General features: G+C 61.8%; 22 protein-coding genes and 1 pseudogene. 13 read left to right on the top strand and 10 right to left on the bottom strand.

Going from position 1 to position 26,349, the window contains the following annotated elements:
- Positions 1–55 precede the first annotated feature (55 nt).
- The 4 genes from KEM63_RS13375 to KEM63_RS13360 all read left to right on the top strand — a co-directional run bounded on the left by KEM63_RS13375 (position 56) and on the right by KEM63_RS13360 (position 5,522).
- The gene (locus KEM63_RS13375) at positions 56–1,603 is read left to right on the top strand and encodes a glucan biosynthesis protein G (RefSeq protein ID WP_223652441.1); all 1,548 of its coding nucleotides are present in this window, start codon (positions 56–58) and stop codon (positions 1,601–1,603) included.
- Positions 1,604–1,611: 8 nt separating this feature from the next.
- Entirely contained in the window at positions 1,612–1,860 is a 249-nt protein-coding gene (locus tag KEM63_RS13370) for a hypothetical protein (protein WP_223652439.1), read from the top strand.
- Positions 1,860–3,968 carry a glucans biosynthesis glucosyltransferase MdoH gene (mdoH, locus tag KEM63_RS13365; protein WP_223652437.1) on the top strand — a complete coding sequence of 703 codons (2,109 nt, stop codon included), beginning with the start codon at positions 1,860–1,862 and terminating at the stop codon, positions 3,966–3,968. Before KEM63_RS13370 ends, mdoH begins: the two co-directional genes overlap by 1 nt.
- 93 nt (positions 3,969–4,061) lie before the next feature.
- Entirely contained in the window at positions 4,062–5,522 is a 1,461-nt protein-coding gene (locus KEM63_RS13360) for an NAD-dependent succinate-semialdehyde dehydrogenase (protein ID WP_223652435.1), read from the top strand.
- Positions 5,523–5,879: 357 nt separating this feature from the next.
- Here KEM63_RS13360 and KEM63_RS13355 read toward each other — a convergent pair whose 3' ends face one another.
- A complete protein-coding gene (locus KEM63_RS13355; protein ID WP_223652433.1) occupies positions 5,880–7,076 on the bottom strand; it encodes a CaiB/BaiF CoA transferase family protein in 1,197 nt (398 codons plus the stop codon).
- Positions 7,077–7,200: 124 nt separating this feature from the next.
- Between KEM63_RS13355 and fdhD the strand changes: the two genes are divergently transcribed.
- Positions 7,201–8,037, top strand: coding sequence for a formate dehydrogenase accessory sulfurtransferase FdhD (gene fdhD, locus KEM63_RS13350; protein WP_223652431.1), 837 nt, complete (start codon positions 7,201–7,203; stop codon positions 8,035–8,037).
- Between the two features lie 12 nt (positions 8,038–8,049).
- On the opposite strand, the gene KEM63_RS13345 is transcribed toward fdhD, so the two are convergent.
- Complete coding sequence (locus KEM63_RS13345; RefSeq protein WP_223652429.1) at positions 8,050–8,886, bottom strand: DUF4142 domain-containing protein; 837 nt, start codon at positions 8,884–8,886, stop codon at positions 8,050–8,052.
- A gap of 25 nt (positions 8,887–8,911) precedes the next feature.
- Positions 8,912–9,289: a Rho termination factor N-terminal domain-containing protein gene (locus KEM63_RS13340; RefSeq protein ID WP_223652426.1), complete on the bottom strand. Its 378-nt coding sequence runs from the start codon at positions 9,287–9,289 to the stop codon at positions 8,912–8,914.
- A gap of 160 nt (positions 9,290–9,449) precedes the next feature.
- On the opposite strand from KEM63_RS13340, the gene KEM63_RS13335 reads away from it, so the two are divergent.
- Positions 9,450–9,671 carry a PLD nuclease N-terminal domain-containing protein gene (locus KEM63_RS13335; protein ID WP_223652424.1) on the top strand — a complete coding sequence of 74 codons (222 nt, stop codon included), beginning with the start codon at positions 9,450–9,452 and terminating at the stop codon, positions 9,669–9,671.
- Positions 9,672–9,715: 44 nt separating this feature from the next.
- On the opposite strand, the gene KEM63_RS13330 is transcribed toward KEM63_RS13335, so the two are convergent.
- From KEM63_RS13330 to KEM63_RS13315, 4 genes are all read right to left on the bottom strand, one after another.
- Positions 9,716–9,997, bottom strand: coding sequence for a hypothetical protein (locus tag KEM63_RS13330; RefSeq protein WP_223652421.1), 282 nt, complete (start codon positions 9,995–9,997; stop codon positions 9,716–9,718).
- Between the two features lie 344 nt (positions 9,998–10,341).
- The gene (locus KEM63_RS13325; RefSeq protein ID WP_223652418.1) at positions 10,342–10,605 is read right to left on the bottom strand and encodes a hypothetical protein; all 264 of its coding nucleotides are present in this window, start codon (positions 10,603–10,605) and stop codon (positions 10,342–10,344) included.
- A gap of 42 nt (positions 10,606–10,647) precedes the next feature.
- Positions 10,648–11,811, bottom strand: coding sequence for an alcohol dehydrogenase catalytic domain-containing protein (locus tag KEM63_RS13320; protein WP_223652416.1), 1,164 nt, complete (start codon positions 11,809–11,811; stop codon positions 10,648–10,650).
- Positions 11,812–11,882: 71 nt separating this feature from the next.
- Positions 11,883–12,116 carry a hypothetical protein gene (locus KEM63_RS13315; protein WP_223652414.1) on the bottom strand — a complete coding sequence of 78 codons (234 nt, stop codon included), beginning with the start codon at positions 12,114–12,116 and terminating at the stop codon, positions 11,883–11,885.
- Between the two features lie 161 nt (positions 12,117–12,277).
- On the opposite strand from KEM63_RS13315, the gene KEM63_RS13310 reads away from it, so the two are divergent.
- The 7 genes and pseudogenes from KEM63_RS13310 to glgB all read left to right on the top strand — a co-directional run bounded on the left by KEM63_RS13310 (position 12,278) and on the right by glgB (position 23,359).
- Positions 12,278–12,766 (top strand): MgtC/SapB family protein, encoded by a 489-nt coding sequence (locus tag KEM63_RS13310; protein ID WP_223652412.1) that lies wholly within the window; start codon positions 12,278–12,280, stop codon positions 12,764–12,766.
- A gap of 71 nt (positions 12,767–12,837) precedes the next feature.
- Positions 12,838–13,764, top strand: coding sequence for a non-homologous end joining protein Ku (gene ku / locus KEM63_RS13305; RefSeq protein WP_223652410.1), 927 nt, complete (start codon positions 12,838–12,840; stop codon positions 13,762–13,764).
- 30 nt (positions 13,765–13,794) lie between these two features.
- Positions 13,795–14,760, top strand: a pseudogene (gene ligD / locus KEM63_RS13300) (non-homologous end-joining DNA ligase); the annotation flags it as partial.
- A 101-nt stretch (positions 14,761–14,861) separates the two neighbouring features.
- On the top strand, positions 14,862–15,716 hold the full coding sequence (locus KEM63_RS13295) for an SDR family oxidoreductase (protein ID WP_223652408.1): 855 nt from the start codon (positions 14,862–14,864) through the stop codon (positions 15,714–15,716).
- A gap of 66 nt (positions 15,717–15,782) precedes the next feature.
- Positions 15,783–17,789: an alpha-1,4-glucan--maltose-1-phosphate maltosyltransferase gene (locus KEM63_RS13290; protein WP_223652407.1), complete on the top strand. Its 2,007-nt coding sequence runs from the start codon at positions 15,783–15,785 to the stop codon at positions 17,787–17,789.
- 30 nt (positions 17,790–17,819) lie between these two features.
- Positions 17,820–21,143, top strand: a complete 3,324-nt coding sequence (gene treS, locus KEM63_RS13285; protein WP_223652406.1) for a maltose alpha-D-glucosyltransferase — start codon at positions 17,820–17,822, stop codon at positions 21,141–21,143.
- A complete protein-coding gene (gene glgB, locus KEM63_RS13280; RefSeq protein ID WP_223652404.1) occupies positions 21,140–23,359 on the top strand; it encodes a 1,4-alpha-glucan branching protein GlgB in 2,220 nt (739 codons plus the stop codon). Before treS ends, glgB begins: the two co-directional genes overlap by 4 nt.
- Here glgB and KEM63_RS13275 read toward each other — a convergent pair.
- From KEM63_RS13275 to KEM63_RS13265, 3 genes are read right to left on the bottom strand one after another with little or no spacing between them, the layout of a single operon-like run.
- Positions 23,318–24,340, bottom strand: coding sequence for a lysylphosphatidylglycerol synthase domain-containing protein (locus KEM63_RS13275; protein WP_223652402.1), 1,023 nt, complete (start codon positions 24,338–24,340; stop codon positions 23,318–23,320). The genes glgB and KEM63_RS13275 overlap by 42 nt on opposite strands.
- Positions 24,340–25,572, bottom strand: coding sequence for a cardiolipin synthase ClsB (gene clsB, locus KEM63_RS13270; protein ID WP_223652400.1), 1,233 nt, complete (start codon positions 25,570–25,572; stop codon positions 24,340–24,342). The genes KEM63_RS13275 and clsB overlap by 1 nt, the downstream gene beginning before the upstream one ends.
- Positions 25,569–26,348: an endonuclease/exonuclease/phosphatase family protein gene (locus KEM63_RS13265; RefSeq protein ID WP_223655887.1), complete on the bottom strand. Its 780-nt coding sequence runs from the start codon at positions 26,346–26,348 to the stop codon at positions 25,569–25,571. The genes clsB and KEM63_RS13265 overlap by 4 nt, the downstream gene beginning before the upstream one ends.
- Position 26,349 lies beyond the last annotated feature (1 nt).

Raw genomic sequence — 26,349 nt, 5'->3', positions numbered from 1 at the left:
CTTGCCCCCGCGCAACCGTTCCCGCAACGTGCGTCACCCGCAAGGAGCTTCAAGCATGTCATCCCGGATCACCGCCTTCGCCGTCCCGCTGCTGGGTTTGGCGTCATTCGCCAGCCAGGCGGAGCCTTTCGATTTCGAAACCGTCATCACTCGGGCCCGGGATCTTGCTGGCAGCGCCTACTCCGCGCCTACGCCGGTGCCGCGGTTCATGCGCGAGCTGAGCTATAACGACTACCAGGGCATCCGCTTCCGGACCGGGGAAAGCCTCTGGCATGACAGCGATTCGATGTTCAAGGTGATGATGGTGCCGCCGGGCCTGTTTTACACCCATCCGGTGAAGATCAATATTGTCGAGGAGGGTGATGCGCAACCCCTGGCGTTCGACAAGAGTCAGTTCGATTACCCCAACCCGGAAATCGAGCGGCTGGTGCCAGCCGACCTGGGCTACGCCGGTCTGAAAGTGACCTTCCCCTTCGAAGGGCCGGACGTGATGAACCAGTTCCTGGTATTTGCCGGGGCGAGCTATTTTCGCGCGGTCGGCAAGGAAAACAATTTTGGTATATCGGGGCGTGGTATTGCGGTGGATACCGGGCTGCCCAGTGGGGAAGAGTTTCCCGCCTTCGTCGAATTCTGGCTCGAGGAGCCCAAGCCCGGTGACGACACCCTGCGACTGTACGGGCTGCTCGATGGCAAGAGCGTGACAGGTGCCTATCAGTTCACGGTGAAGCCGGGCGAGGCCACCGAAATGGACGTGCGCAGCGTGATCTTCCCGCGCCGTCCCGTTCAGTTGCTCGGTCTCGCGCCATTGACCAGCATGTTCTATTACGGTGAAAACACCCTCAAGCCGGAAGGTGAGTGGCGCCCCGAGGTGCATGACTCCGATGGGCTGCTGATTCATAACGGCGCAAGCGATGAATGGCTGTGGCGTCCGCTGCGCAATCCCCAGGCCCTGAATATCGACTACTTCGCCACCGACAACGTGCGCGGATTCGGCCTGCTGCAACGGGATGCCGATTTCGACAGCTATATGGACGCCGAAGCCGACTATCACTCACGGCCAAGCGCCTGGATCGAGCCGGAGGGCGACTGGGGACGTGGTCAGGTCGTACTGGTGCAGCTACCGACGCCCGATGAGACCAACGACAACATCGTTTCCTTCTGGCGCACCGACGGCGAGATCCGCCCGGAGCAATCGCTGCACTTCAACTATAAGGTGCGCTTTGGAGACCAGCATATCGCCAGCGAGCCCCTGGCCAGGACGGTCGACAGCTACCTGGGAGATGGCGGCAGGGTGGGCGGCGGAGCGGAGAAAGGTGCGGTGCGTGTCATTGTCGACTTCGTCGATGGTCCGCTCGAGGATCGTGAGGCCGGAGCGCCGGTGGTGGCGGAGGTATCCGGTCTGAATGACACCGAGGTGCTCGAGCATTTCGTCGAATATGTCGAACCGCTGGATCGGTGGCGTCTGTCGATCCTCGCACGCCCCGCTCAGGAAAAGCCATTCGGACTGAGAGCCTTCCTCCGCGAGGGCGAGGAGACGCTCAGCGAAACCTGGACCTACGAACTGCCGCCGGGTACCGACATTCTCGGCGTGGTCAACCGTTGAGGCCGGCCATGCCTGCAGTACATGCCGAAGATCTGGTAGCCCGGGTGCTGGCCTACCTGGCCTGGTCCGGAGTACGGCTCACTGACGAAATCGAGCGCGAAGCCCTGCTGGTGATCGCCGATGTGCTGGGCACCGGCGATGATGCATTTCAAAGTTGCCTGCAGCGCCTGGCACCGCGCCTGGAGATTCCACGTGCGGCGCGCCCCCAGCCAGCCCCGCCGATGCTCCGCGGTAGTCTCGGCTACGGAGAGCGCTGATGGTCACGCGTCCGTCCGGGGCTACCAGCCGAAAAATGCCCCGTGCCAGGTCGCGCTGGCGACTGGCTGCGCTGATTCGCCGCCTGCTGCTGCTGGTGATCGTGCTGACCCAGACCGCCGCCGCCACCTGGCTGATGCTGTCGGTCCTGCCCTACCATGGCGGGAACGGCCTGGAAGTGGCCATGACGGCGATCTTCGCGGTGCTGTTTCTGTGGATATCGCTGGGCTTCTGGATTGGCGTATTCGGCTTCTGGTTCCGCCGTATCGGCGACCGGCACGCGCTGCTCAGCCAGCAGAGCGCCGAGACACTGGGCCAGACGCCACTGCGGCGCACCGCGATCCTCCTGCCGATCTATCACGAGCCCATCGATCGAACCCTTGGCGGCCTGCGCTCGGTCTATCGGAGTCTCGAGCGGACCGGGGCGCTGGAGCATTTCGACTTTTTCATTCTCTCGGACAGCCGCGACCCCGACGTCTGGCTGCGCGAGCAGACCGCCTGGGCTGAGCTGTGTGAAGAGCTGGGCGCGGAAGGCCGGCTGTTCTATCGACGGCGCACGCTGAACCTGAACTACAAGAGCGGCAACATCGGCGACTTCCTGCGTCGCTGGGGCCGCCACTACGAATACATGACCGTGCTCGATGCCGACAGCCTGATGGGCGGCGGCGCGCTGGTACGCATGGTCCAGCTGATGGAACGCCACCAGCAGGTGGGCATACTGCAGACCAGTCCCTCGCTGATCAACGGCCGATCCCTGTTCGCACGGGTCCAGCAATTTGCCAATCAGCTTTACGGCCCGCTGTTCACCACCGGACTGGCCTCGGTGCAGCTCGGCGAAGCCGCATTCTGGGGGCACAACGCCATTCTGCGCATCGAGCCCTTCATGCGTCATTGCGGTCTGCGCAAGTTGCGGGGATGGGGGTTGTTTCGCGGGCCTATCACCAGTCACGATTTTGTCGAGGCAGCGTACATGGGTCGGGCAGGTCACGAGGTGTGGCTTGAGCCAGGGCTTGCGGAAAGTTACGAGGAATCACCGCCGACGCTGGTCGACGAGCTGACCCGGGACCGACGCTGGGCGAAGGGCAACATGCAGCATCTGTGGCTGCTGTTCGCCGGACGCAGGCTGCGCATGGCGCATCGGTTCGCCATGCTCAACGGCATCATGTCCTACCTGGCTTCGCCACTGTGGCTGATCTTCCTGATTCTCACCACCATCGAAACCGCTCGCCTGGTGCTGCTGCCGATCGAGTACTTTCCTGATCCGCACCAGCTTTACCCGCAGTGGCCCGAGTGGCGACCGCAGCGAGCGATCGTGCTGGTCAGTGTGACGTTCTCGCTGCTGTTCTTTCCCAAGCTGCTGGCCGCGCTGGACGCCATGCTTGAACGTCGCACTCGGTTATACGGTGGCGGCGCGCGGCTGATCGGCAGCGTGCTGCTGGAAATGCTCATCTCGGCGCTGCTGGCGCCCATCCGCATGCTCACCCAGGCGCGTTACGTGGTCGAGGCGTTGTTCAACTTCACGCTGAAATGGGCCGGGCAGAATCGCACCGCTGAAGTGCGCTGGGGGAGGGCGATCGTCAACCAGGCGCTCGGGACGCTGCTCGCCCTGGGATGGGCCTTGTTTGCCCTGTGGCTGGATCCGATGTTCTTTCTCTGGTCGCTGCCCGTCGCACTGCCATTGATCTTCGCTGCGCCGATCTTCGTCATGCTTAGCGGCGCCGGCCTCGGCGACTGGCTCCGCAAGCGCCGTTGGCTGGCAGTCCCGGAAGAAATAGACGGCTCTCCGCTGATCGACGATCTCCAGACCGGGCGGCCTCTGGACCGACTGGACGACGAATATCCGGCCTTCTGTGAAGCGGTGCTCAACCCGCGCGTCAACCTGCTGCACGCATCGCTCGCCCGCGACTGCCGACGGGGCCCCCGCCGCGAACGGCTCGAGCAGCTCTGTCATGACTGCCTGGAGAAGGGACCAAAGGCCATTTCACGGGTAGATCAGAGCCGTCTTGCGAAGGATTCGACCTCTCTCATGTGGCTGCACGAGCGCGCCTGGAACGCACCGCCATCCTCTCCGTGGGGGCGTTTGATCCGAACCCGAATAAACCTCGGCTGATGTTGTCCATTGGGAAATCGAGGCTCTGCCAGACGGTCTGATCCGACGCTGGAAGAGCCGCTACCCCTTGTACGGACCCAGACAGGAGGCTCCATGTCACTCTCTCGCCTGAATTCCCCACGGCTGTTCCGCCAGCAATGCTACGTCAATGGAGAGTGGATTGACGCTCGCGGGGGAGCGACCATCCCCGTCGACAATCCTGCTAACGGCGAGGTCATCGGTACGGTGCCGTTATTGTCCGACGAGGAGATCACCGCCACCATCGACGCCGCGCAGAAAGCCTTTGTTCAATGGCGGGCGCGTACCGCGCAGGAGCGGGCCGATCTGCTGCTTCGCTGGTATGACCTGCTGATCGAACACAAGGACGACATTGCCGTGCTCATGACGCTCGAGCAGGGCAAGCCGCTGGCCGAGTCACGTGGTGAGGTGGACTATGCTGCCTCCTTCGTCCGCTGGTACGCCGAGGAGGCCCGGCGCATGTACGGGGAAACCATCCCAGGCGCCAAACCGGGCCAGCACATTGTCGTAGTCCGCGAGCCTGTCGGGGTCACCGCGGCCATCACTCCGTGGAACTTCCCTGCCGCGATGATCACGCGCAAGGCTGGCGCGGCCCTGGCGGCTGGCTGCTCCATGATCGTCAAGCCGGCCAATGCCACGCCTTACACTGCCCTGGCTATGGCTCTTCTGGCCGAGGAAGCGGGTATACCCGCCGGCGTGTTCAACGTCGTTACGGGCAAGTCGAGTGCGATCGGCAAGGTGTTCACCAGCAGTCCGTTGGTGCGCAAGTTGAGCTTTACCGGATCCACCGAGGTGGGCAGGGAGCTGATGGCGCAGGCCGCCGAACACATTCAGAAGATTTCGCTGGAGCTGGGCGGCAATGCTCCCTTCATCGTGTTCGACGACGCCGATATCGAGAAGGCGGTCGCCGGTGCGATGGCGAGCAAGTTTCGCAATACCGGGCAGACCTGTGTCTGCGTCAACCGCTTTCTGGTGCAGTCAGGCATCCATAACCGTTTCGTCTCCGCGCTGGCTCAGGCAATGGCTGATCTGAAGGTGGGCGATGGCTTCGAGGAAGGGGTCAACCAGTCTGCCCTGATCAACCACGATGCCGTGCAGAAGGTGAATGCTCACTACCGCGACGCGATCGAGAAGGGCGCAATACGGGTCAGCGGACCGGAACCGACCACAGACAACGGCAACTTCGTGCATCCTCTGCTGCTGACCGATATAAGCGCCGACATGCAGCTGTGCGAGGAGGAAACCTTCGGACCGCTGGCTGCGGTCATTCGCTTCGACACCGAAGAGCAGGCGCTGCAGATTGCCAACGATACGCCCTATGGTCTGGCCGCCTATTTCTACACGCGTGACGTCCATCGTGTCTGGCGCGTGGCGCATGCTCTGGACGCGGGCATCATCGGTATCAACGAGGGCGCCATCTCCAACGCCGCCGCCCCCTTCGGAGGCGTGAAGGAATCGGGGCTGGGCCGCGAAGGCTCACGCCATGGGCTCGATGAATATACGGAAATCAAGTACCTGTGCATGGGCGGTGAATGAGGGGCGTTCAGCCTGAAGCGAAGCGGATGCAAATCCGAGCAAATTTTTTGCAATAAGTGATGTCCAACGAGGCAACGGAGCTGATTGACCGCACCAAGGGGGAGCAGGTCCGTTTTGAGGGTCGCCGAGGCGGTCCGTATCCAATAACGCAGAGAGGTCGTTACCATGAATAATATCGTCTACATCGTTGGCGCAGTCGTCATTGTCCTCGCTATCTTGTCGTTCCTGGGCTTTCGTTGATCAGCCAGCACGGCGGCGCGTAAGCGCCTTCGGTACGCGGTCGCGTCGTGACAGCTCCTGCACGGCGCCGCCCGCTTGATCGCTGCTTGACCCTCCTGTTCTGCCCCGCTGCATTCCTCAGATCGCGCCCGCACTGCGCAGCGCCTCGATCTGATCTGTTGTAAACCCCAGCTCGCCCAGAATCGCCGCTGTATGCTCGCCCAATGCGGGACCGCTCCAGCGCATGCTGCCGGGTGTATCGGACAGCTTCGGTACGATTCCCGGCAAAGTGAACGGTTTGCCGTCGGGCAGGGCGCCCTGAAGGAACATGTCCCGGGCCAGATACTGCGGATCACGGAACATGTCTTCCACCGAGAAAATGTTGCTCGCCGGGACGTCGGCGGCCGAGAGAATGTCAAGCACCTCGCGCAGGGTCCGGGAAGCCGCCCAGGCGTCGATCACCCCATAGAGCTCGTCGCGTCTGGCGTCGCGCCCGGCGTTGTCTGCCAGGTCGGGGTCCTCGGCGAGATCATCGCGGCCGATGGCACGCATGAAGCGCCTGAAGATGGCGTCGCCGTTGGCCCCGATCTGCACCGACTTGCCGTCGGCGCAGGTATGAATGGATGATGGGGTTATCCCAGGCATGATATTGCCGCTACGCTCGCGTACGAAGCCGAGTACTTCGAACTCCGGCACCATGCTTTCCATCATCGCGAAAACAGCTTCGTAGAGCGCGACGTCGACGATCTGCCCCTGGCCCCCGTTTACCTCCCGGTGACGTAGCGCCATCAGCGCACCGATGACCCCCCACAGCGCAGCGATCGAGTCGCCGATGGAAATGCCGGTACGCACCGGAGGCCGGTCCTCGAACCCGGTTATGTAGCGTAGCCCGCCCATCGACTCGCCCACCGCGCCGAAGCCGGGTTGATCGCGCATCGGACCAGTCTGACCGAAGCCGGACAGGCGCACGATCACCAGGCCCGGGTTAAGCGCTCGCAGCCTGACCGGATCGATGCCCAGCTTCTCCAGCGTGCCCGGCCGGAAGTTCTCGATCAGGATATCCGCGTCAGCCAGCAACCGTTCGAGAATGGCAACGCCGTCCTCATGCTTGAGGTTGAGCGTCAGCGAACGCTTGTTGCGCGCCTGCACGAACCACCACAGAGACGTGCCTTCATACAGCTTGCGCCATTTGCGCAGTGGGTCGCCGCCGTCCGGCGACTCGACCTTGATTACCTCGGCGCCGAATTCGGCGCAGATACGCGCGGCGAACGGGCCGGCGATAAGCGTACCGAGCTCGACGACTTTCAGACCGGACAATGGTTGGGCGGCGGGCATGCAGAACTCCGTTGGCTGGCTTGGCTTGCGACGATACCAGCACACACACAGCTTGTCGCAATGTGCGAAGAACTTCACCGGCAGGCCATCGTCAGACTCTCATAGCCCATCGCAGGAGAGTTCCATGCCCGCCGATTTTGTTTCTGCCACGCCGGTGCGCCGCGCGGTCGAAGTTGAGGTGGTGTCGCTGAAGGATCACGCCCTCACCGCTCGACGCGACCGGGTCGCCGTGGAGCAGGCACTGGAGATCCGCGTCGCAGGCGCTGATCCGGTGATCACCATGCGCACGCCGGGAAACGACCTGGAACTGGCGGCTGGACTGCTACTCAGCGAGGGGCTGGTGCGCAACCCGGCGGACTTTCACACGCTCACGCAGCTGGTGGACCAGCCCGACATCGTCCAGGTGGTCCTGTCCGGCGAGGGCGGTGAGCAGGGTCGGGTCCTGCAGCGTTCGTCGCTGTCGAACAGCGCCTGCGGAGTATGCGGCAAGAGCAAGTTGAATCTGGAGTCGATGAGCGGGCTGCCGCGCCTGTCAGAGGGAGAACCGGTCAGCGCCGAGCTGCTGGCAGCGCTGCCGGCTCGGTTGCGCGAGCATCAGGCCGTCTTCGATCGTACTGGAGGGCTGCATGCGGCCGCACTGTTCACCCTGGACGGGACACTCCTGGCGCTGCGCGAGGACGTTGGCCGACATAACGCGATGGACAAGCTCAACGGCTGGGCATTGTTCGAAGGCAAGCTACCGCTGACCGACCGCATCGTGGTGTTGAGCGGCCGGGCCAGTTTCGAACTGATTCAGAAATGCGTCATGTCGCGTGCGGCTGTCGTATGCGCCATTTCTGCTCCCAGCAGCTATGCGGTGGATCTGGCGGAACAGACAGGCATCACACTGGTGGGTTTCCTGCGCGAAGGGCGCTTCAATATCTACTCCCATCCGGAGCGGATACTGAGCGCTGTCGCCTAGGTGACCTGAAGGTCAACGATCGCCGCCGGTGTGCCCGGGCAGGTTGCGCGAGGCCTGGTCTGCCGGACCCTTGTCAGGGCTCCCCGGAATGCTGGTGGGGCTGTCGGCAGCCCCGCCCTGGGTGCTACCGGTCGAACTGCCTGCGGCGCTGTTGGGCGGCATGCCACCACCCGGGTTGGGTCCGCTGCTGTTGTGAGTGGTACCACCAATATCGCTGCTGGCATAGCTGTTGGCCGTGCCGGCGGCGACATCCTTCTCTGCAGTGGCGCCGGTAGCGCTGGCCGAGCCAGCCGCTGCGCCGCTGCGCTGCGCGCTCGCGCCGGAAGACTGCTTGCCTTGCTCGCTGTCGTTCTGGATATCTTTGGCCATGGTCAAATGCTGCTCCAGTTTTGGACGGGTTTTGATTGCGAAGTTGCTGACCTCGAAGTCATCGAAATCAGCCGCCCGTCGATACAGCGACAGGGCGTGTTCGTGACTGGCTATCTGAAGTTTTATGTAGGACTGGTCGAATGCCGCCGACTCGCGGAGGTTGAGCAGCATTTCCTCGGTCTTGCTGAGCAGGTCCGCTTCCTCGGCCACTTCGTAGCCCTTGTTGCGGGCGATCTGTCGCAGTTCACGGCTGATCGTGGTGTGCTCCTCGATCATCTGCTGTGCGAACTTGCGGACCGCTTCCGATTCGCCTTTCTTCAAAGCAAGCCGAGCGGCTTCGATCTCGCCTATTCCCTTGGCTGATGCCGCGTCGATAAAGCGCGCAGGACCGAAATATTTTCGATCCGCCATGACGCGGTAGGCTGCGGCAGCAGCCCCCAGGGTAACCAGGCCCATGGCCAACATACGAACCTTGCTCATGAAATCCTCCTCGTGAATGGATGTATCAGGACGCCTTTTTCAAGGCGTCGACCAGTTCCTGCTTGCGCATGCTCGAACGGCCACGGATGTCCTTGGCCCTTGCCTTGCGCATCAACTCGTCTTTCGTTTCGGATTCCAGTGAGCGGTCCGACCGGGGTTCGCCGCGGCGCGTCTTGACCGCCCGGTGGGCAGACTGGCTGGCGTCGCGATGCTTGGCCGATTCGCTTTTTTTCTGGCCGGAGCCGCCGGTGCGATTACCACCACCGGACTGCTTGTTGACGGTCGCCCAGGCTCGCGCTTCGGCTTCCCTGGCTGGTACGCCTTTCTCTTCGTAGCTTTCTTCGATGTGCTCGGCCTTGCGTTGCTGCTTGTCGGTGTATTTCTCTTTGCTTCCACGGGGCATGGCAATCACCTCCGGTTTACTGGCTGTCTGTGAATAACGACTGGCGATAGTGCGGCTAGTTCAGCCATACGGATGAATGGCTGGGGCATTTGCGGGGCACCCGGAACTCTGCTGCAGGAAGGGAGACATAACTGCTAGACACGTTGAAAAGGGCTAGACGATGGAACCTGTATTCCTGATTGCCATTGCCGGCTTGCTGATCATCTGCATCGACCTCTGGCTGATCACCAGCATTTCCAAAAGTGGCAAGAGCCAGCAGGCGAAAGTAGGGTGGGCACTGGTGGTGGTGCTGCTACCGGTAATCGGCTGGATTCTCTGGGGGCGCTTCGGCCCGAGGGGCATGGCTCAGGTCCCGGAGTCACCGGAACACAGCAAGGGCTGACGTCAGACTGTGCCCGGTTCCGCGGGCATTCCGAGCAAGGCAGGTCAGGCCTTCTGATGGAAATCTTCGGCGGGCGTCTGCATGGGTCCGCTGATCGTCAGCGTCGCCTCCAGCTCATCCAGAAGACTCAGGCCCAGGCGCTCGACGGCGTCGGTGTTGTAATACTCCACCGGCTTGATGCCCACCACGGTCAACCGTTCTTCACGACAACACAGCTGTACGGTAAGGGTGCCGTCTGATTCGATGTTGCAGTGGTTGGTAGCGATCTTCATGGTCGCGTCGAGGATGCGCTGCACATCTTCGGCATTTAGCGACGATTTCCTCATGCTCAATCCTGTCAAACGTTCATGGGCTGCGAAACAGCCTGAATGAGCCGCCAATAGCTGTAGTGCTTATTGTGGCAACTAAGCATGACAAACGACCGGAGGTAATCTCGGACTTGCTGCTGACAAACAGTACCGGTGGGGCCGCAAGAGCGGCCACTGGTAGTTCCTAAGTGATAGCAGCGAGATCGATTGTAAGCAAGTCAATGGCCGTTAAACAGCGATTTCGCCCGCGATCGCCGAGTGAGCCCTGATGACATCTATGGATGTTTAAAAAGCGGGGCCGAGCCATCCCGCGCGCGCGTTGCGGTCTTCGGCCAGACCAGGGACGTCGCACGTGCCCCGGCTCAACCGCGCGTCTTACCTGGCGCACAGAGCATGTTGGCGAACGGTACAGGAAGGAATTGTGATGCCGTGCCTAGTCGCGATCGGGTCGGGCGGGTGGTGATGGCGTACATCGTGGGGCGCTCGGATCGCGTCTCAGCCTCGCAATCTTCTAGACCGTTCGTCGCATAGTGCCTGCGCGCGATTCTCAGCATTCCCCAGAGCAGGGCGGCTGCCAGCAACAGCCAGCAGGAAATCAATAAAAGAACATAGCTTTCGGGGCTCATATACGCCTCCTTTTTGCGTTTACGGCGTTGTCGTTCATTACTTCAGGGCCGCAATATGACCTTGCGACATTCCTCCTGCTTCTTGTCAAAAATCAGATACCCGGCCGCAGCCTCCTCTAGAGACATGCGATGACTGATGATGTTCTCCGGCTGCAAACTGCCCTGTTCGAGATGCTTGACCAGTTCGTCCAGGTAGGGGTGAACATGGGCCTGACCCATGGTCAGCGTGACACCCTTGTCGAAGGCTTCGGTCAATGCAACGTTCGACGTCGCGCCCCAGTAGGCGCCGGTGATGTTCACCTGACCCCCGCGGCGTACGGCAGCGATACACTGGCGCAGCGCGATGCTGCTGCCTGGATCGAACTTGATTCGATTCAGTACGGTTTCCAGCGTGCTGCCCCGTGCCTCGAAACCGACCGCATCGATGACGACATCGGCACCGCGCCTTTCAGGGCTGTGCTCGATAATCGCCTGCTCAGGGGCATCTACTTCATCGAAGTTGATCGCAATGGCATCGAAGTGTTGACGGGCAAAGGCGAGGCGGTAGGCATGATGGTCAACCATCAGCAGCTGCTCGGCACCGAGCAGGCGTGCGCAGGCGGCGATGAGCAGGCCAAGGGGGCCGGCCCCGAAAATTGCCACGCTCTGGCCAGGACCAACTCCAGCCTGGATCACAGCCTGATAGGCGGCAGCCAGGCTGCTGCCGAGAAAGACCGCCTGCTCGTCGCTCAGCGTGTCCGGGAGCGACCGCGGGCCGACGTTGGCCCTGGGCACGCGAACGTATTCGGCATGGCCACCGGCGACCAGACCATGGGCATGGCCAAAGCCGAACAGAGCTGCCCCGGGGCGCAGATCGGTCTCGCGTAATGCCTTGGGGGATACGGCTGTTACGTCACAGGCTGCATGCTGATTGCGCTTGCAGAAAAAGCATTCGCCGCAGGCAATCACTGCAGGCACCACCACCCGTTCGCCCTTGCGTACTCGAGTGACGTCCGCCCCGACCTCCGCCACTTCGCCGATGAATTCCTGACCCGGAATGTCTCCGAGTTTCATCGGCAGACCTCGTCCGCGGTACAGATGCAGGTCGGCCCCGCAGATGCCGGCAGCGGTCACTCTGACGATGATGTCGTCGGCATGCTGAATGGTCGGATCGTCTACTGTTTCGATGCGAACGTCGTGGTTGCCGTGGTAGGTCAGCGCGCGCATTCCTGCTCCTTCATGTTCTGCTCCCTGCCCGGCCGACAGTGAGTGTCGCCGGGGACGGCCGGAATCGCTTTTTACAGGTCCGAATGCTGCAGGTTATGCCCGGGGTCATTGCTCTCACCCTTGGGCTTCTGAATCTGGGTGATGCGTACGTCGGTAATATGCTGGTCATTCGCAGTAGGGTTATGCGTGCGGATGTACTGGCGAGCCTGTTCGTCGGTGAGGCTGTCTTCGTCGAGTTCCAGCTCCATGGAGCGCGGGTCGTTATCCAGGATGTATCCGACAAGAAAAACGTGTTTCTTCGACATGAACGGTCTCCGGGTGCTGCAGCGTGTAGCTGTATAGACCCCTGTTCCCCGCTGTTTAGTTCCGTCCATCCCGCACCGGCGGCCCCGGCAGGCAGCGGTGATGGCAAACTCTTTCTGGCACCCGTGGTCTCACGGCTCATGTGCGCAAGCAAGGAGCAAAGATGAGTAACTGGGAACTGATCCTGGCCACGACCCTTAACGAATTCAGCGACCTGAGCGATCTCGAGGAGGCGACGCGGGTCACGCTGCGGTTGCTGTTCGCGGCGATGCTGGGAGGCATTCTGGGTTTTGAGCGGGAGCAGCAGGGCAAGGCCGCGGGGTTGCGGACACACATGCTCGTTTGCCTGGGTTCATGCCTGTTCGTCGTGGCTGCCGACTTGTCCGGGGGTATGGACGATGCGATGAGCCGTGTGGTCCAGGGGGTCATTCAGGGTATCGGCTTTCTTTGCGCGGGCACCATCATAAAGGGTGAGCATCTGAGTAATGTCCGCGGCCTTACTACGGCAGCAGGCATCTGGTTTACTGCGGCGATAGGCGTCGCCGTGGGGTTGGGCAAGGAGGCTACCGCTCTGGTCAGTACCGGCCTTGCGCTGATCGTATTGCACGTTCTTCCCCTGGTATTTCAGCGCACCGACAAGAGCGACCACTGAGCAGGCCTGGCGGAAACTTTTCAGGTGACGCCCGTGTCATCCGTAGACAGTTCTCAACAGGGTGAACGACGATGCCACGGTCGATATGGAAGGGCGCAATCAGTTTTGGTCTGGTGCATATACCGGTGGGATTGGTGTCGGCCACTTCCTCTCAGGGTGTGAACTTCGACTGGCTGGACAAGCGCAGCATGGACCCTGTGGGGTACAAGCGCATCAACAAGGCTACGGGCAAGGAAATCGACCGGGACAACATCGTCAAGGGCGTCGAATACGAACGCGGTCAGTACGTGGTGCTCAGCGACGACGAGATTCGCACCGCACATCCGAAGGCCACTCAGACCATCGACATCTTTGCCTTCGTCGAAAGCCGTGAGATACCGCTGCCCAACATCGAAAAACCCTATTTCCTCAGCCCGGACAAGCGCGGCGAGAAGGTCTATGCCCTCCTGCGCGAAACGCTGGTCCGAACCGGCAAGGTGGCGCTGGCCAATGTCGTCGTACGTACCCGCCAGCAGCTCGCAGCGTTGATGCCCCTCGACGACGCGCTGATGCTGGTCATGCTGCGCTGGCCTTCGGAGGTGCGAGGCATTGATTATCTTGATCTCACCGATGCCGTGAAGGACGTGAAACTGTCCAAGGGCGAGCTCGACATGGCCACCCGCCTGGTGGATGACATGACCACCTCGTGGCAGCCGGAGGAATACCGCGACTCGTTTCAGGAGCGCATCATGGAGCTGGTCGAGGAGAAGGCCGAAAAGGGCGAGATCGAATCCGTCGACAAGGACGAGACGTCGCCGGACGAGCGTCGAGCCTCCAACGTCACCGACCTCACCGAACTGCTCAAGCGCAGCCTGGCCGGCAAGGCGCCCGCCAAGGGCGGCAAGTCCGGCGGCTCGGCAGCTGGATCGAAGCCTGCGGCCAAGACCAGCGCAAAGTCGACCGGCAAATCTGCGGAGAAACCCGCCGCCAGTCCACGCAAGAAGGTTTCCGGCGGCTGATGCGCGGGCGCGTCCCCAATGGCCGATAAGTCCGCGGCGACACCGCGCAGCCGAGGCGGGCGAAGCACAGGCGAGCGTTCCTCCGGACGCATCGACGTGGCCGATGTATCGGTATCCAGTCCGGAGCGGGTCATCGATTCGCAAAGCGGGTTGCACAAGATCGATCTCGCCCGATTCTATTGTCGCGTCGCGGACTGGATCCTGCCCGGTCTGGATAACCGTCCGGTATCGCTGTTGCGCGCTCCGGAAGGCATAGAGGGCGAGCAGTTCTTCCAGAAGCACGCTGGACGACTGGCCATCCCCGACATCAAGCACCTCGATCAATCACTCGATCCAGACCATGCGCCATTGATGGAAATAGATACCCAGAAGGCGCTGGTGGGTGCTGTGCAGATGGGGGCGGTCGAGTTTCATACCTGGGGCGCGACCACCGATCGCATCGAGCGTCCCGACCATATCGTTTTCGACCTCGACCCGGACCCTGCGTTGCCATGGACACGCATGCTCGAGGCCACCGGGCTTCTGCTGGAGATTCTCGATCAGTTGAAGCTCGATGCCTATCTCAAGACCAGTGGTGGCAAGGGCCTGCACATTGTCGTGCCGCTTGGGCGCTTCCATGACTGGGAATACGTCAAGTCGTTTTCACGGTGCGTGTCCGAATACGCCTGTCAGCGTCAACCAGATCGGCTAACCGCCACCATGGGCCCGAAGAACCGGGTCGGCAAGATCTTCATCGACTATCTGCGTAATCAGCGTGGCGCCAGTACGGTCGCTGCGTATTCGGTGCGTGCCCGCCCGGGCTTGCCGGTCTCCGTGCCGATTCGCCGCGATGAGCTCGAGCATCTGCAGGGCGCCGCCCAATGGACTGTCGCCAACCTTGGCGAACGGCTCGACGGACTGCAGCGTGATCCGTGGGCCGGGTACGCCAATCGCCAGCGCATCACAGGGAGCATGTGGGCCACCCTCGGTGGCGCCCCGCCCGATGGTGCCGGCTGATATCCCCCGCCAAGGCTCAGCGCAAGCGGTCCGATACGCTGGAACCAATGTTTCGACAGCTCTGTCACACCCAGCACACACTCTGTTTAACGGAGGCGAGCATGTCCGACCAGACGTTACCACCCCAGCACCAGGAGCAGCGCCCAGGACGGGAGTACAGGATGGATCCGGAACCGGTTTACTACCGTGACAGCTACCGCCCCGCAGGCAAACTGACCGGCAAGGTCGCAGTGATCACCGGCGCCGACAGTGGAATCGGCCGTTCCATCGCAGTTCATTTCGCCCGGGAAGGGGCCATCGTCGTGATGGTCTATCTCGAAGAGCACGCCGATGCCGAGGAAACCCGTCGGCTGGTGGAAGCCTGCGGTACCGAGATGCTGTATTTCGCCGGTGACATCATCGACGAAGACCTGTGCAAGCACGTGGTCGACGAGACGCTGCGCAAGTGGGGCAGGATCGACATTCTGGTCAATAACGCCGCCGAGCAGCATCCGCAGAAGCAGTTCGAAGACATCACCGCAGATCAGTGGGAGCACACCTTTCGCACCAATATCTTCGGCATGTTTCAGCTGACTCAAAAGGTGCTGCCGCACCTCAATGAAGGCGCGAGCATCATCAACACCACCTCGGTGACCGCGTACAAGGGTAATCCGATGTTGATCGACTACTCGTCTACCAAGGGCGCAATCGTCGGCTTCACCCGCTCGCTGTCGATCAATCTTGCCTCGCGAGGTATCCGCGTCAATGGCGTCGCACCCGGTCCTATCTGGACGCCGCTGATTCCCTCGACATTTACCGAGGATCAGGTCTCGTCCTTCGGCAGCAACACCCCTATGGGTCGGCCCGGCCAGCCGGCGGAGGTCGCCCCGGCCTACGTCTATCTGGCCAGTGAGGACTCCAGCTATATGAGCGGGCAGGTCCTGCACGTCAACGGCGGCAGCGTCATCAACGGTTGAGCGCACAGGCCGGCAGTTGCCGGCCTTCGCTTTTGCAGGTCAACGAATACCGAGGAACTGAAGGTCATGTCCGAGCCAACCCGAGCGGTTTCATTTCACGCCTCGCCCGATGGACTGTCGATCGAACAGGCTGTGGCATTGCCGCGCCTGGCCATCGAGTCCGTGGCACCCGTCGTCGAAAACGGCCGCTTCGCGGCCAAGGCTACGGCCGGCCGCGCCGTCACGGTCAGTGCGGTCGTGTTTTCCGACGGGCACGACAAGCTCGCCGGCAATCTTCTGTGGCGCAGCGTTGACGCCGAACAGTGGCAATCATGCCCCTTGGAGAGCCTGGGGCATGATCGCTGGAGCGCCGAGTTCGTGCCGGAGGAAGCCGGGCGGATGGTGTTTGCCATAGAAGCCTGGCTCGATGTGTTCGCCACCTACTGCGACGAGCTGGAGAAGAAGTTCGGCGCCGGTGTCCCGGTGGAGCTGGAGTTGCAGGAAGGCGAAGGGCTGCTGCGTCAGGCATTGGACAACGCCTCGCCTGAGAATCGCTCGAGACTGGAAGAGGCGCTGCATCGGCTCGGCAGCGGCAGCAGTCTGGACGAGCGGGTGTATGCCATCCTTGATCTCGAGGTACGGCGCATCGTGCGCGCCGGCGAAGGCCACCCCCATGTGGTGCGCAGTGACTGGTATCCGCTGGATGTCGAGCGGGTACAGGCCGAGTTTGCCAGCTGGTACGAACTCTTTCCGCGCTCGGTAACCGACGACCCGGAGCGCCATGGCACCTTCCGTGACGTCATGGAGCGTCTGCCCGATATCGCTGCGATGGGATTCGACGTCCTTTACTTTCCGCCGATCCACCCTATCGGTCGAGCGCACCGCAAGGGCCGCAACAATTCGCTGGTGGCCACCGAGAATGATCCGGGAAGTCCCTACGCCATCGGCAGCCACGAGGGTGGCCACGATGCCATCCATCCGCAGCTGGGCAGCTTTGATGATTTCCGGGAGCTGGTCAGTGCGGCGCGCACGCACAAGCTGGAAATCGCCCTGGACTTTGCCGTGCAGTGTTCGCCGGATCATCCGTGGCTGCAGGAACACCCGGGCTGGTTCAGCTGGCGGCCAGACGGCAGCATTCGTCACGCGGAAAATCCGCCGAAAAAGTACGAAGACATCGTCAATGTCGAGTTCTACGCCGACGAGGCCGTGCCCGACCTGTGGCTGGCGCTGCGCGACGTGGTGCGAGGCTGGGTGGAGCTCGGTGTGTCGCTGTTCCGCGTGGATAACCCGCACACCAAGCCGATGCCGTTCTGGGAATGGCTGATTGCCGATATCCGCCGAGAGCATCCCGATACCATCTTCCTTTCCGAAGCCTTTACGCGTCCTTCGATGATGGCGCGGCTGGGCAAGCTGGGCTTCAGCCAGAGCTATACCTATTTCACCTGGCGCAACACCAAGCATGAGTTGTCCGAGTTCTACACGCAGCTGAACGAGGAGCCGTGGCGAGACTGCTATCGGCCGAACTTCTTCGTCAACACGCCAGACATCAACCCGTACTTCCTGCAGCACTCCGGCCGCGCCGGGTTTCTCATCCGCGCGGCGCTGGCGACCATGGGCGCCGGGTCCTGGGGCATGTATTCAGGTTTCGAGATCTGCGAGGCAGCGCCCGTGCCAGGCAAGGAAGAGTACCTGGACTCGGAGAAGTACGAGATCCGCCCTCGGGACTATTACGCGCCCGGGAACATCGTGGCGGAAATCACCCAGCTCAACCGCATCCGCCGGCAGAATCCTGCGCTGCAGACGCATCTGGGCTTCAAGGCGTACACCGCCTGGAACGACAACATCTTCTATTTCGGCAAGCGCACCGACGATTTGCAGAATTTCATTCTCGTGGCCATCAGTCTGGACCCATGGAACGCCCAGGAAGCGCATTTCGATCTGCCGCTCTGGGAGCTTGGTCTGCCCGATGATGCTGCCACCCAGGGCGAAGACCTGATGACCGGCCACACCTGGACGTGGTACGGAAAGACCCAGTTCATGCGCATTGAGCCCTGGAATCTGCCGTTCGGTATCTGGCGCATTCGCACCCAATAATTGCCGCTTGAGCGGCTGAGGCACTTCAATATGGCGAAGACTAAAAAGAGCAGGAGCGCGGCGTTCATCGATGATCCGCTGTGGTACAAGGATGCGGTCATCTATCAGGTGCACGTCAAATCGTTCTTCGACTCGAACAACGATGGCATCGGCGATTTCGCCGGTCTTATCCAGAAGCTCGACTACATTGCCGGGCTCGGCGTGAACACCATCTGGCTGCTGCCATTCTTCCCGTCCCCCCGACGCGACGACGGTTACGACATTGCCGATTACCGCAACGTGCACCCGGATTACGGCAAGATGGCCGACGCCAAGCGCTTCATTGCCGAGGCGCACAAGCGCGGTCTGCGGGTGATCTGCGAACTGGTCATCAACCATACCTCGGATCAGCATCCTTGGTTCCAGCGCGCCCGGCGCGCCAAGCCCGGTTCGGCAGCACGCAACTTCTACGTCTGGTCGGACAGCGACGAGGCCTACAGCGGCACGCGGATCATCTTCCTGGATACCGAGAAGTCCAACTGGACCTGGGACCCGGTTGCCGGCCAGTACTACTGGCACCGTTTCTATTCGCATCAGCCGGATCTGAACTTCGACAATCCGCAGGTCATGAAAGAAGTACTGTCGGTCATGCGCTTCTGGCTTGATCTGGGTATCGATGGCCTGCGGCTGGATGCGATTCCGTATCTTATCGAACGCGAAGGCACCAACAACGAGAACCTCCCCGAGACCCACGACGTGCTCAAGGCCATTCGTGCGGAGCTCGACCGGGTCTACCCGGACCGCATGTTGCTGGCCGAAGCCAACCAGTGGCCCGAAGACACGCAGCTGTATTTCGGCGGGGACGAGAATGGTCTGGGCAACGAATGCCACATGGCCTTTCACTTTCCGCTGATGCCGCGCATGTACATGGCCATCGCCCAGGAAGACCGCTTTCCGATCACCGATATCCTGCGGCAGACGCCGGAAATTCCTGCCAACTGTCAGTGGGCCATCTTCCTGCGCAACCACGACGAGCTGACGCTCGAAATGGTGACCGACAAGGAACGCGATTATCTGTGGAATTACTACGCATCCGACCGCCGCGCGCGCATCAATCTGGGCATTCGTCGGCGTCTGGCGCCTCTGGTAGAGCGTGACCGCCGACGCATCGAGCTGCTCAACAGTCTGCTGCTGTCGATGCCCGGCACGCCGACGCTGTACTACGGCGACGAGCTGGGCATGGGCGACAACATATTCCTGGGTGACCGCGATGGCGTGCGCACGCCGATGCAATGGTCGCAGGATCGCAACGGCGGCTTCTCGCGCGCCGACCCGGCCAGCCTGGTATTGCCGCCGATCCAGGACCCGCTCTACGGCTATCAGACCATCAACGTCGAAGCGGCCGAGAAGGACCCGCATTCGCTGCTGAACTGGACGCGTCGCATGCTGACGGTGCGCAAGCAGTTCAAGGCGTTTGGTCGCGGCACGCTGAAAATGCTGGCGCCGGCCAACCGGCGCATACTTGCCTATGTACGTGAATTCACCGATGAGGACGGCCGGACCGACAGCATCCTCTGCGTTGCCAACGTGTCACGCGCGGCGCAGGCGGTGGAGCTCGACATGTCCAACTACGTCGGCAAGGTACCCGTGGAAATGGTCGGCGGCAGCGCCTTTCCGCCCATTGGCTCGTTGAGCTACCTGCTGACGCTGCCTCCCTATGGCTTCTACTGGTTCTATCTGGCCGAGGAAGAGCGGATGCCCAGCTGGCACCTGGAGCCGCCCCAGCGGATGCCCGAGATGGCCACGCTAGTCATCAAGCGCCGCCTTGCCGAGATCCTCGATGGCGAGTGCAGCAAGGTGCTGCAGCGCGAGACCCTCGCTGCGTGGTTGCCCAAACGTCGCTGGTTCGGCGGGCACGACCAGGCCAAGGCACGGGTGCTCTACGGCATTCCCTTCGACGACGATTCGCATCAGTGTCTGCTGGGCGAGGTCGAGGTTCAGACCCCGGCCGGCACCGCGCTGTACCAGCTGCCGTTCGGGCTGGTCGAGGAAGACAATGCCAGCGTGCTGTCCGAACAGCTGGCCATGGCGCGCGTGCGTCGGGGACCGCGGGTTGGCTTTTTGACCGACGCCTTCGCGGTGGAAAGTTTCGTACGCAATGTCGTCCGCCACATGCAGGGTGACAAGGATCTGTCAGGTCCGTCCGGGACGCTGCAGTTCCGCGCCTTCTCCGGGCTGGCCGATATCGAATTGAGTGATGAGCCGGACATTACCTATCTGTCCGCAGAACAGTCGAACAGCTCGGTCATCGTCGGCGGCAGCATGGTACTCAAACTCATCCGCCATGTGCGTCCGGGAATCCATCCGGAGCTGGAGATGAGCAGCTTTCTCACCGAGCACGGCTTCGCCTTCTGTGCACAGATGCTCGGTCAGATGACCCGTGTGGCCGAAGACGGCGAACCGCATGCCTTGATGGTGCTGCAGCGCTTCGTCAACAATCAGGGGGACGCCTGGGAGTGGACGCAGTCGACGCTGGAGCGTGCCATCCGCGACCAGCTGGCGGGCGGCATGTCTCAGCTTGAAAACCAGTTCACCGCGCTATCCGAACTCGAGGACTTCTCCACGCAACTGGGGATGCGCCTGGGCGAGATGCACACGGTACTGGCCAGTGACACGAGCAACGCCGACTTCGCGCCGCAGCAGACCGACGAGCAGCAGGCCAGCGCGTGGAGCGAGAGTATTCGCGCGCAGGTCGGGCAGGCCCTGGATGCGCTGGCAAAGCCGGACAGCGAGTTCGATGAAGACACCGCTGAGCTGGCCAAGGTGTTGCTGGATCGACGTGACGCGCTGCTCGGTGCACTCGACGGGCTTGCACGCAAGGTGATCGGCGGTCTGCGAATCCGCGTTCACGGTGACCTGCACCTCGGTCAGGTGCTGGTAGTGCAGGGCGATGCCTATCTCATCGACTTCGAAGGCGAACCTTCCCGACCGTTGGACGAGCGGCGGGCGCTGCACAGTCCCTTCAAGGATGTCACCGGCGTATTGCGCTCTTTCGACTACGCTGTGGCAATGGGCCTGCGCAATGCGCAGAGCACGGATACCACTCAGGAAGCCGATACCATCCGCATGCAGACCGTGCATGCCTACCGCGAAGGTGCAACCCGTGCCTTCATGGACGCATACAAGCAGGCCGCAAACGTACCGCATCAATGGCAGTCCGACGAGGGTGAACAGGCAGCATTGATGTTGTTCAGTCTCGAGAAGGCGGCATACGAAATACTCTACGAGGCCGAACACCGCCCGACCTGGCTCAGCGTTCCGCTGCGTGGGCTGGCGGAGTTGGCCGAGCAACTGCTTGAGGGGACCTTGCAATGACGGCTGGCCAGACTATCGAACACGACAGGCTGCGTATCGCAGCAGTGGATGCGCAGGCGCTTGTGCGCGCCGAGCATACCGATCCCTACTCAGTCCTCGGGCCCCATGGGGACGGCGAAGGGCTGATCATCCGCACCTACCAACCCAACGCGCTGCGGGTAGAGCTCATCAGCGCCGAGACTGGTGAAAGCCTCGGCGAGATGGACCAGCCGCAGATCCCCGGCCTGTTCGTGGCGTATCTACCGGTAAAGCAGAAATACCGCTTCCGGATTCGCTGGGCCAGCGGCGTACAGGAAACCGAAGACCCCTACAGCTTCGGGATGTTGCTGGGCGAAATGGACCTGTATCTGTTCGCAGAGGGTAATCATCGAGAACTGGGTCAATGTCTCGGCGCACAGCTGATGACTGTCGACGGCGTGCCTGGTGTGCGGTTTGCCGTGTGGGCGCCGAACGCGCGGCGCGTATCCGTCGTCGGCAGTTTCAACGGCTGGGACGGACGCCGTCATCCCATGCGCCTGAGACATCCCGCCGGTGTCTGGGAGCTGTTCATCCCGCGCCTGCAAGCTGGCGAAGTGTACAAATACGAGATTCTCGGCCAGCACGGCATCCTGCCGTTGCGTGCCGATCCGTTCGCGCTGCGCACCCAGGCCCCGCCTGAGACCGGCTCGGTCGTCGCCGACCCGTTGAATTACGCCTGGTCTGACCAGGAGTGGATGGACAAGCGCGAGCAGCGCCACGCCCACAACGCACCGCTGTCGATCTACGAACTGCACGTCGGCTCCTGGCAGAAGGACGGTGGCGCCGAAGGGCGTACCCTGAGCTGGCACGAGCTCGGCGAGCGCCTGATTCCTTACATCAAGGACCTGGGCTTTACCCACATCGAGCTGATGCCGATCATGGAGCATCCATTCGGGGGGTCCTGGGGCTACCAGTTGCTGTCCCAGTTTGCTCCCAGCGCGCGATACGGCAGTCCGCAGGATTTTGCGGCGTTCATCGATGCCTGTCACCGCGCCGAAATTGGCGTCATCCTCGACTGGGTACCTGCGCACTTTCCTACCGATGAACATGGTCTGGCCCGCTTCGACGGCACCGCGCTGTTCGAATACGAGCATCCGTTCGAGGGGTTCCACCAGGATTGGGACACGTACATCTACAATCTCGGGCGTACCGAAGTGCATGGTTACATGCTCGCTTCGGGGCTGCACTGGTTGAGGCATTTCCACGTGGACGGCCTGCGCGTGGACGCCGTCGCGTCGATGCTGTACCGGGATTATTCGCGCAAACACGATGAGTGGATCCCCAATCGCTTCGGCGGCCGGGAAAACCTGGAGGCCATCGACTTCCTGCGTCATCTCAACGATGTGGTCGCCATCGAAGCGCCGGGCGCGCTGGTGATTGCCGAAGAGTCCACGGCTTGGCCGGGTGTGAGCCAGCCCACCCGCGAGGGCGGGCTCGGGTTTTCCTACAAGTGGAACATGGGCTGGATGCACGACAGTCTCAAGTACATCGCCGAAGATCCGGTCAATCGACGCTATCACCACAATCTGGTGACCTTCGGCCTGCAGTATGCGTTCTCGGAACAGTTCGTACTGCCCATTTCGCATGACGAGGTGGTGCACGGCAAACGCTCACTGCTGGACAAGATGCCGGGCGATCGCTGGCAGAAGTTCGCCAACCTTCGCCTGTACCTGAGCTTCATGTGGACCCACCCGGGCAAGAAGCTGTTGTTCATGGGATGCGAGATCGGCGCTTGGCGCGAGTGGAATCATGACGCCGAGCTGGATTGGTATCTGCTGCGTTACGGCGAGCATCAGGGCGTACAAACGCTGGTCAAGGACCTGAACAATCTGTATCGCACCGAGCCCGCCCTGCATCAGTGGGATGGCCGCGAGGACGGGTTCAAGTGGTTGATCGGCGATGACAGCGGCAACAGCGTATTTGCCTGGCTGCGTTCTGGGGAGGATGGTGTGCCGGTGCTCGTGGTACACAACTGTACCCCGGTCCCGCGCGATGACTATCGCGTGGGCGTCCCGATGGGTGGCGTGTGGTCCGTGTTGCTCAACAGCGATGCCGAACGCTACTCAGGGTCCAACGCTGGAAGTCAGTCCGAGGTTACTGCAGAGGACGTGGTGGGCCATGGGGAAGCCCAGTCACTGTCACTCAGCCTGCCTCCGCTAGGCACGCTCGTTCTGCGCCCCGACGCGCGCAGCCTCTGAATCTGCCGCACGGTCCTGGTCCGGCATGATGTCCTCATGCTGGTCCCGGGCCACCTTCTCCATGACGAAGTACGCCACGGTCGCCAGGCTCAGTGGCAGCAGGAAGTAGATTGCCCGGTAGCCGATCAGCGCGGCGAGCAGGGCGCCTGTCGGAATCTTGTGCTGAAGCATCGAAACAAATACCGCTTCCAGCACACCCAGCCCACCCGGAATATGCGTGACGACGCCGGCGATGCTGCTCACCAGCAGAATGGCCAATACGGACGGGTAGAAGGCTTCGTCGGGCAACAGCAGATAGATGATCGCGGCCATCAGGGACCAGTTCACCATTCCGTTGATGACCTGTAACAGCGCAAAGCGCAGCGACGGCAGCACGATCTCCTGACCTCGAATAGTCCAGCTGCGTTTCCTGGAGAACTGACACGCTGCCAGATACCCCAGGGCAACAGCAACCAGTGCGAAGCCGATTAGCTGCAGGGCAGTCGCACCGATGGCCCAGTTCTCCGGCAGATCGACCAGGCGCAACGAGAACACGGTTCCCGCCAGCAGCATGTAGCCGACCCAGTTGGCCAGCAGCGCGATGGAAAAGATTCTCGTGACCGTGGCTGCGTCCAGCCCCATGCGGGTGTACAGCCGGTAACGCAAAGCCATACCGCCTACCCAGGCGCCCAGATTCAGGTTGAACGCGTAGCATACGAAGGCCACGCCCATGGTCTTCGGTACGCTTAGTTTGTGCCCGGTGTAATGCCGGCCCAGCAGATCGTAACAGGCGAAGGTCATGTAGCTGACGGCAGCGATGCCGACGCCGGCGGCCAGTATCCATGGGTCATAGGCACGCAACGATTTCCAGACTTCCTGCCAGTCCACATCGCGCAACATGTAGACCAGCAGGGCGGGGACGCCGATGAAGAAGATCAGCGACAGGACCGGCTTGAGCCGTCGTATCCAGTGGTTGGGTTTGTCGGCGCCGGTTTTGGTCATCAGGTCTTCTCGTTACTGCAGGGGATTTCGCCCGTCTCTTGCAGCTGCTCCACGGCTTCCTCAGTCGTGAGCGGCTGCAGTTTGGGGGTGTGGGCGGGTAGCATGCCGGCCAGGGCCGGGAAGCGGCGGATGAAGTGAAAGCTCAGCGAAATCAGCGGTGCCCGCCACCAGAACCCGCGCAAGGCAATCTTCTGCGTGACCGCCTGGCACTGCGCCTCGGAGAGTTCCATCAGGTGGTCGTACAGCTGCTGGTTGAGTGCCGGATCCCGGATGAACAGGTTTGCTTCCAGATTCAGTGACAGGCTGAGCGGATCGAGATTGCTTGAACCGACGGTGCACCATTCGCGGTCCGCCAGTGCAACCTTGCCGTGCAGGGGGCGCTGACAATATTCGCGGATGGTGACGCCGTCGCGTAGAAGGTAGTTGTACAGCAGATGCGAGCAGGCGCTCACCCAGGCCTTGTCCGGCTGACCCTGCAATATCAACGTGACTTTCACGCCGCGTCGCGCCGCGTTACGCAGCTCACGCAAAATCCGGTAGCCGGGGAAGAAGTAGGCATTGGCGACCACCAGCCGGTAATTGGCCGAGCGGATGGCCTTGAGGTAGTGCTCTTCGATGTCCGTGTGATGCTGCTCGTTGTCGCGAATGGCGAGCAGCATCCGTACTGCGCCAACATGCCGCGTTACCGGCTTGACGGCGGGCAGGTCGCTACCCACCGCCGGGCTTCGCCGGACCAGATCCAGAGCGGCACGATGCAGATCGGCAACGATCGGGCCGCGGACCTTCACCGAATAATCCTGCTTGGCCATCGCTCCATAGTCGGTCATGTGGTCGGCGCCGAAGTTGATTCCGCCTATGAACCCGATCTCGCCGTCAATGACCACGATCTTGCGGTGCAGCCGACGGAACAGGTTGGTACGCATGCCAAGCACCCTGGGTGCCGGATCGAACATGTGCATGCGGATGCCGGCCTTGGCCATTTCGGTGATGAATTCGCTGTTGAGCTCGGCGGTACCGTACCCGTCTACCGTCAGGTCGATCTGTACGCCTCGCGCTGCCGCTTCAAGCAACGCCGCCTTGAGCGCGCGTCCCACCCGGTCATCGAAAATGATGAAGGTCTCGAGGAGGATTTCCTTTTCGGCTGAGCGAATGCACTCGAAGACGCTGGGGAAGAACCCCTCGCCATTGATGAGCAATTCGACTTCATTGCCTTCCTGCCATTGGAAGTTCATAAGCACACCTCGACTACAAGCGGCGCGTGGTCGGACAGATGCGACCAAGGTCGGCGCGAAAGCACCTGGGCCCCACGGGTCGTCGCGTTTCGAACGTAGATTCGGTCGAGGCAGAGTAGGGGCCATCGTGCGGGGAAGCTTTTTGCCGGAGCGCCGTGGCTGCTGACGAAGGCTTCGACGAGGCCGCAGCGATTGAGAATCGCATCGGCACGCTTGCGCCAGTCATTGAAGTCCCCCGCTACGATCACGGGCGCTTCCGGTGGTAATGAGTCCACCAGTTCGCATAAAAGTTCCAGCTGCTCGCGGCGGTGCGACTCCTGCAGTCCAAGGTGTACACAGACGGCATGGACCTCGTCATGGCCGGGCACGGCCAGTACCGAATGGAGCAGCCCGCGCTCTTCGGTCCCGCTGACCGATACGTCGCGATTGTCATAGCGCAGGATGGGGAATTTCGAGAGCAGTGCGTTGCCGTGGTCGCCATGCGGGTAGACCGCGTTGCGGCCGTAGGCGAAATCCGGCCACATGGTGTCAGCCAGGTATTCGTACTGCGGCGTGTCGGGCCAGTCACCGTAGCGCAGCGCGTGTTGGTGATGCTCGCCGTGTACTTCCTGAAGGAACACCATGTCAGCGCCGTGCGTGCTCACCGCTTCGCGCAGCTCCGGCAGAATGAAGCGGCGATTGAAGAAGGTGAAACCCTTGTGCACGTTGACCGTCATGACGCGCAACGAGGTCACCGGCGTGGCGAGGTGTATGTCCTTCTGGTCCAGCTGACTCATC

The organism is Halopseudomonas nanhaiensis, from assembly GCF_020025155.1.
GTDB lineage: Bacteria > Pseudomonadota > Gammaproteobacteria > Pseudomonadales > Pseudomonadaceae > Halopseudomonas > Halopseudomonas nanhaiensis.
The sequence above is the reverse complement of the archived record's forward strand: the minus strand, read 5'-3'. Positions and strand labels throughout refer to the sequence as shown.

Coding starts and splice junctions, on each gene's coding strand:
- KEM63_RS13320 (WP_223652416.1), bottom strand. CDS start 11,811: ATGCGCGCGCTGACCTACCACGGCAACCACGACGTTCGCATCGAAACA.
- mdoH (WP_223652437.1), top strand. CDS start 1,860: ATGGTCACGCGTCCGTCCGGGGCTACCAGCCGAAAAATGCCCCGTGCC.
- KEM63_RS13355 (WP_223652433.1), bottom strand. CDS start 7,076: ATGCCCGCCGCCCAACCATTGTCCGGTCTGAAAGTCGTCGAGCTCGGT.
- KEM63_RS13345 (WP_223652429.1), bottom strand. CDS start 8,886: ATGAGCAAGGTTCGTATGTTGGCCATGGGCCTGGTTACCCTGGGGGCT.
- KEM63_RS13375 (WP_223652441.1), top strand. CDS start 56: ATGTCATCCCGGATCACCGCCTTCGCCGTCCCGCTGCTGGGTTTGGCG.
- KEM63_RS13295 (WP_223652408.1), top strand. CDS start 14,862: ATGTCCGACCAGACGTTACCACCCCAGCACCAGGAGCAGCGCCCAGGA.
- KEM63_RS13330 (WP_223652421.1), bottom strand. CDS start 9,997: ATGAGGAAATCGTCGCTAAATGCCGAAGATGTGCAGCGCATCCTCGAC.
- KEM63_RS13370 (WP_223652439.1), top strand. CDS start 1,612: ATGCCTGCAGTACATGCCGAAGATCTGGTAGCCCGGGTGCTGGCCTAC.
- treS (WP_223652406.1), top strand. CDS start 17,820: ATGGCGAAGACTAAAAAGAGCAGGAGCGCGGCGTTCATCGATGATCCG.
- KEM63_RS13275 (WP_223652402.1), bottom strand. CDS start 24,340: ATGACCAAAACCGGCGCCGACAAACCCAACCACTGGATACGACGGCTC.
- KEM63_RS13315 (WP_223652414.1), bottom strand. CDS start 12,116: ATGTCGAAGAAACACGTTTTTCTTGTCGGATACATCCTGGATAACGAC.
- ku (WP_223652410.1), top strand. CDS start 12,838: ATGCCACGGTCGATATGGAAGGGCGCAATCAGTTTTGGTCTGGTGCAT.
- fdhD (WP_223652431.1), top strand. CDS start 7,201: ATGCCCGCCGATTTTGTTTCTGCCACGCCGGTGCGCCGCGCGGTCGAA.
- clsB (WP_223652400.1), bottom strand. CDS start 25,572: ATGAACTTCCAATGGCAGGAAGGCAATGAAGTCGAATTGCTCATCAAT.
- KEM63_RS13340 (WP_223652426.1), bottom strand. CDS start 9,289: ATGCCCCGTGGAAGCAAAGAGAAATACACCGACAAGCAGCAACGCAAG.
- KEM63_RS13325 (WP_223652418.1), bottom strand. CDS start 10,605: ATGAGCCCCGAAAGCTATGTTCTTTTATTGATTTCCTGCTGGCTGTTG.
- KEM63_RS13310 (WP_223652412.1), top strand. CDS start 12,278: ATGAGTAACTGGGAACTGATCCTGGCCACGACCCTTAACGAATTCAGC.
- KEM63_RS13290 (WP_223652407.1), top strand. CDS start 15,783: ATGTCCGAGCCAACCCGAGCGGTTTCATTTCACGCCTCGCCCGATGGA.
- KEM63_RS13360 (WP_223652435.1), top strand. CDS start 4,062: ATGTCACTCTCTCGCCTGAATTCCCCACGGCTGTTCCGCCAGCAATGC.
- glgB (WP_223652404.1), top strand. CDS start 21,140: ATGACGGCTGGCCAGACTATCGAACACGACAGGCTGCGTATCGCAGCA.
- KEM63_RS13335 (WP_223652424.1), top strand. CDS start 9,450: ATGGAACCTGTATTCCTGATTGCCATTGCCGGCTTGCTGATCATCTGC.
- KEM63_RS13265 (WP_223655887.1), bottom strand. CDS start 26,348: ATGAGTCAGCTGGACCAGAAGGACATACACCTCGCCACGCCGGTGACC.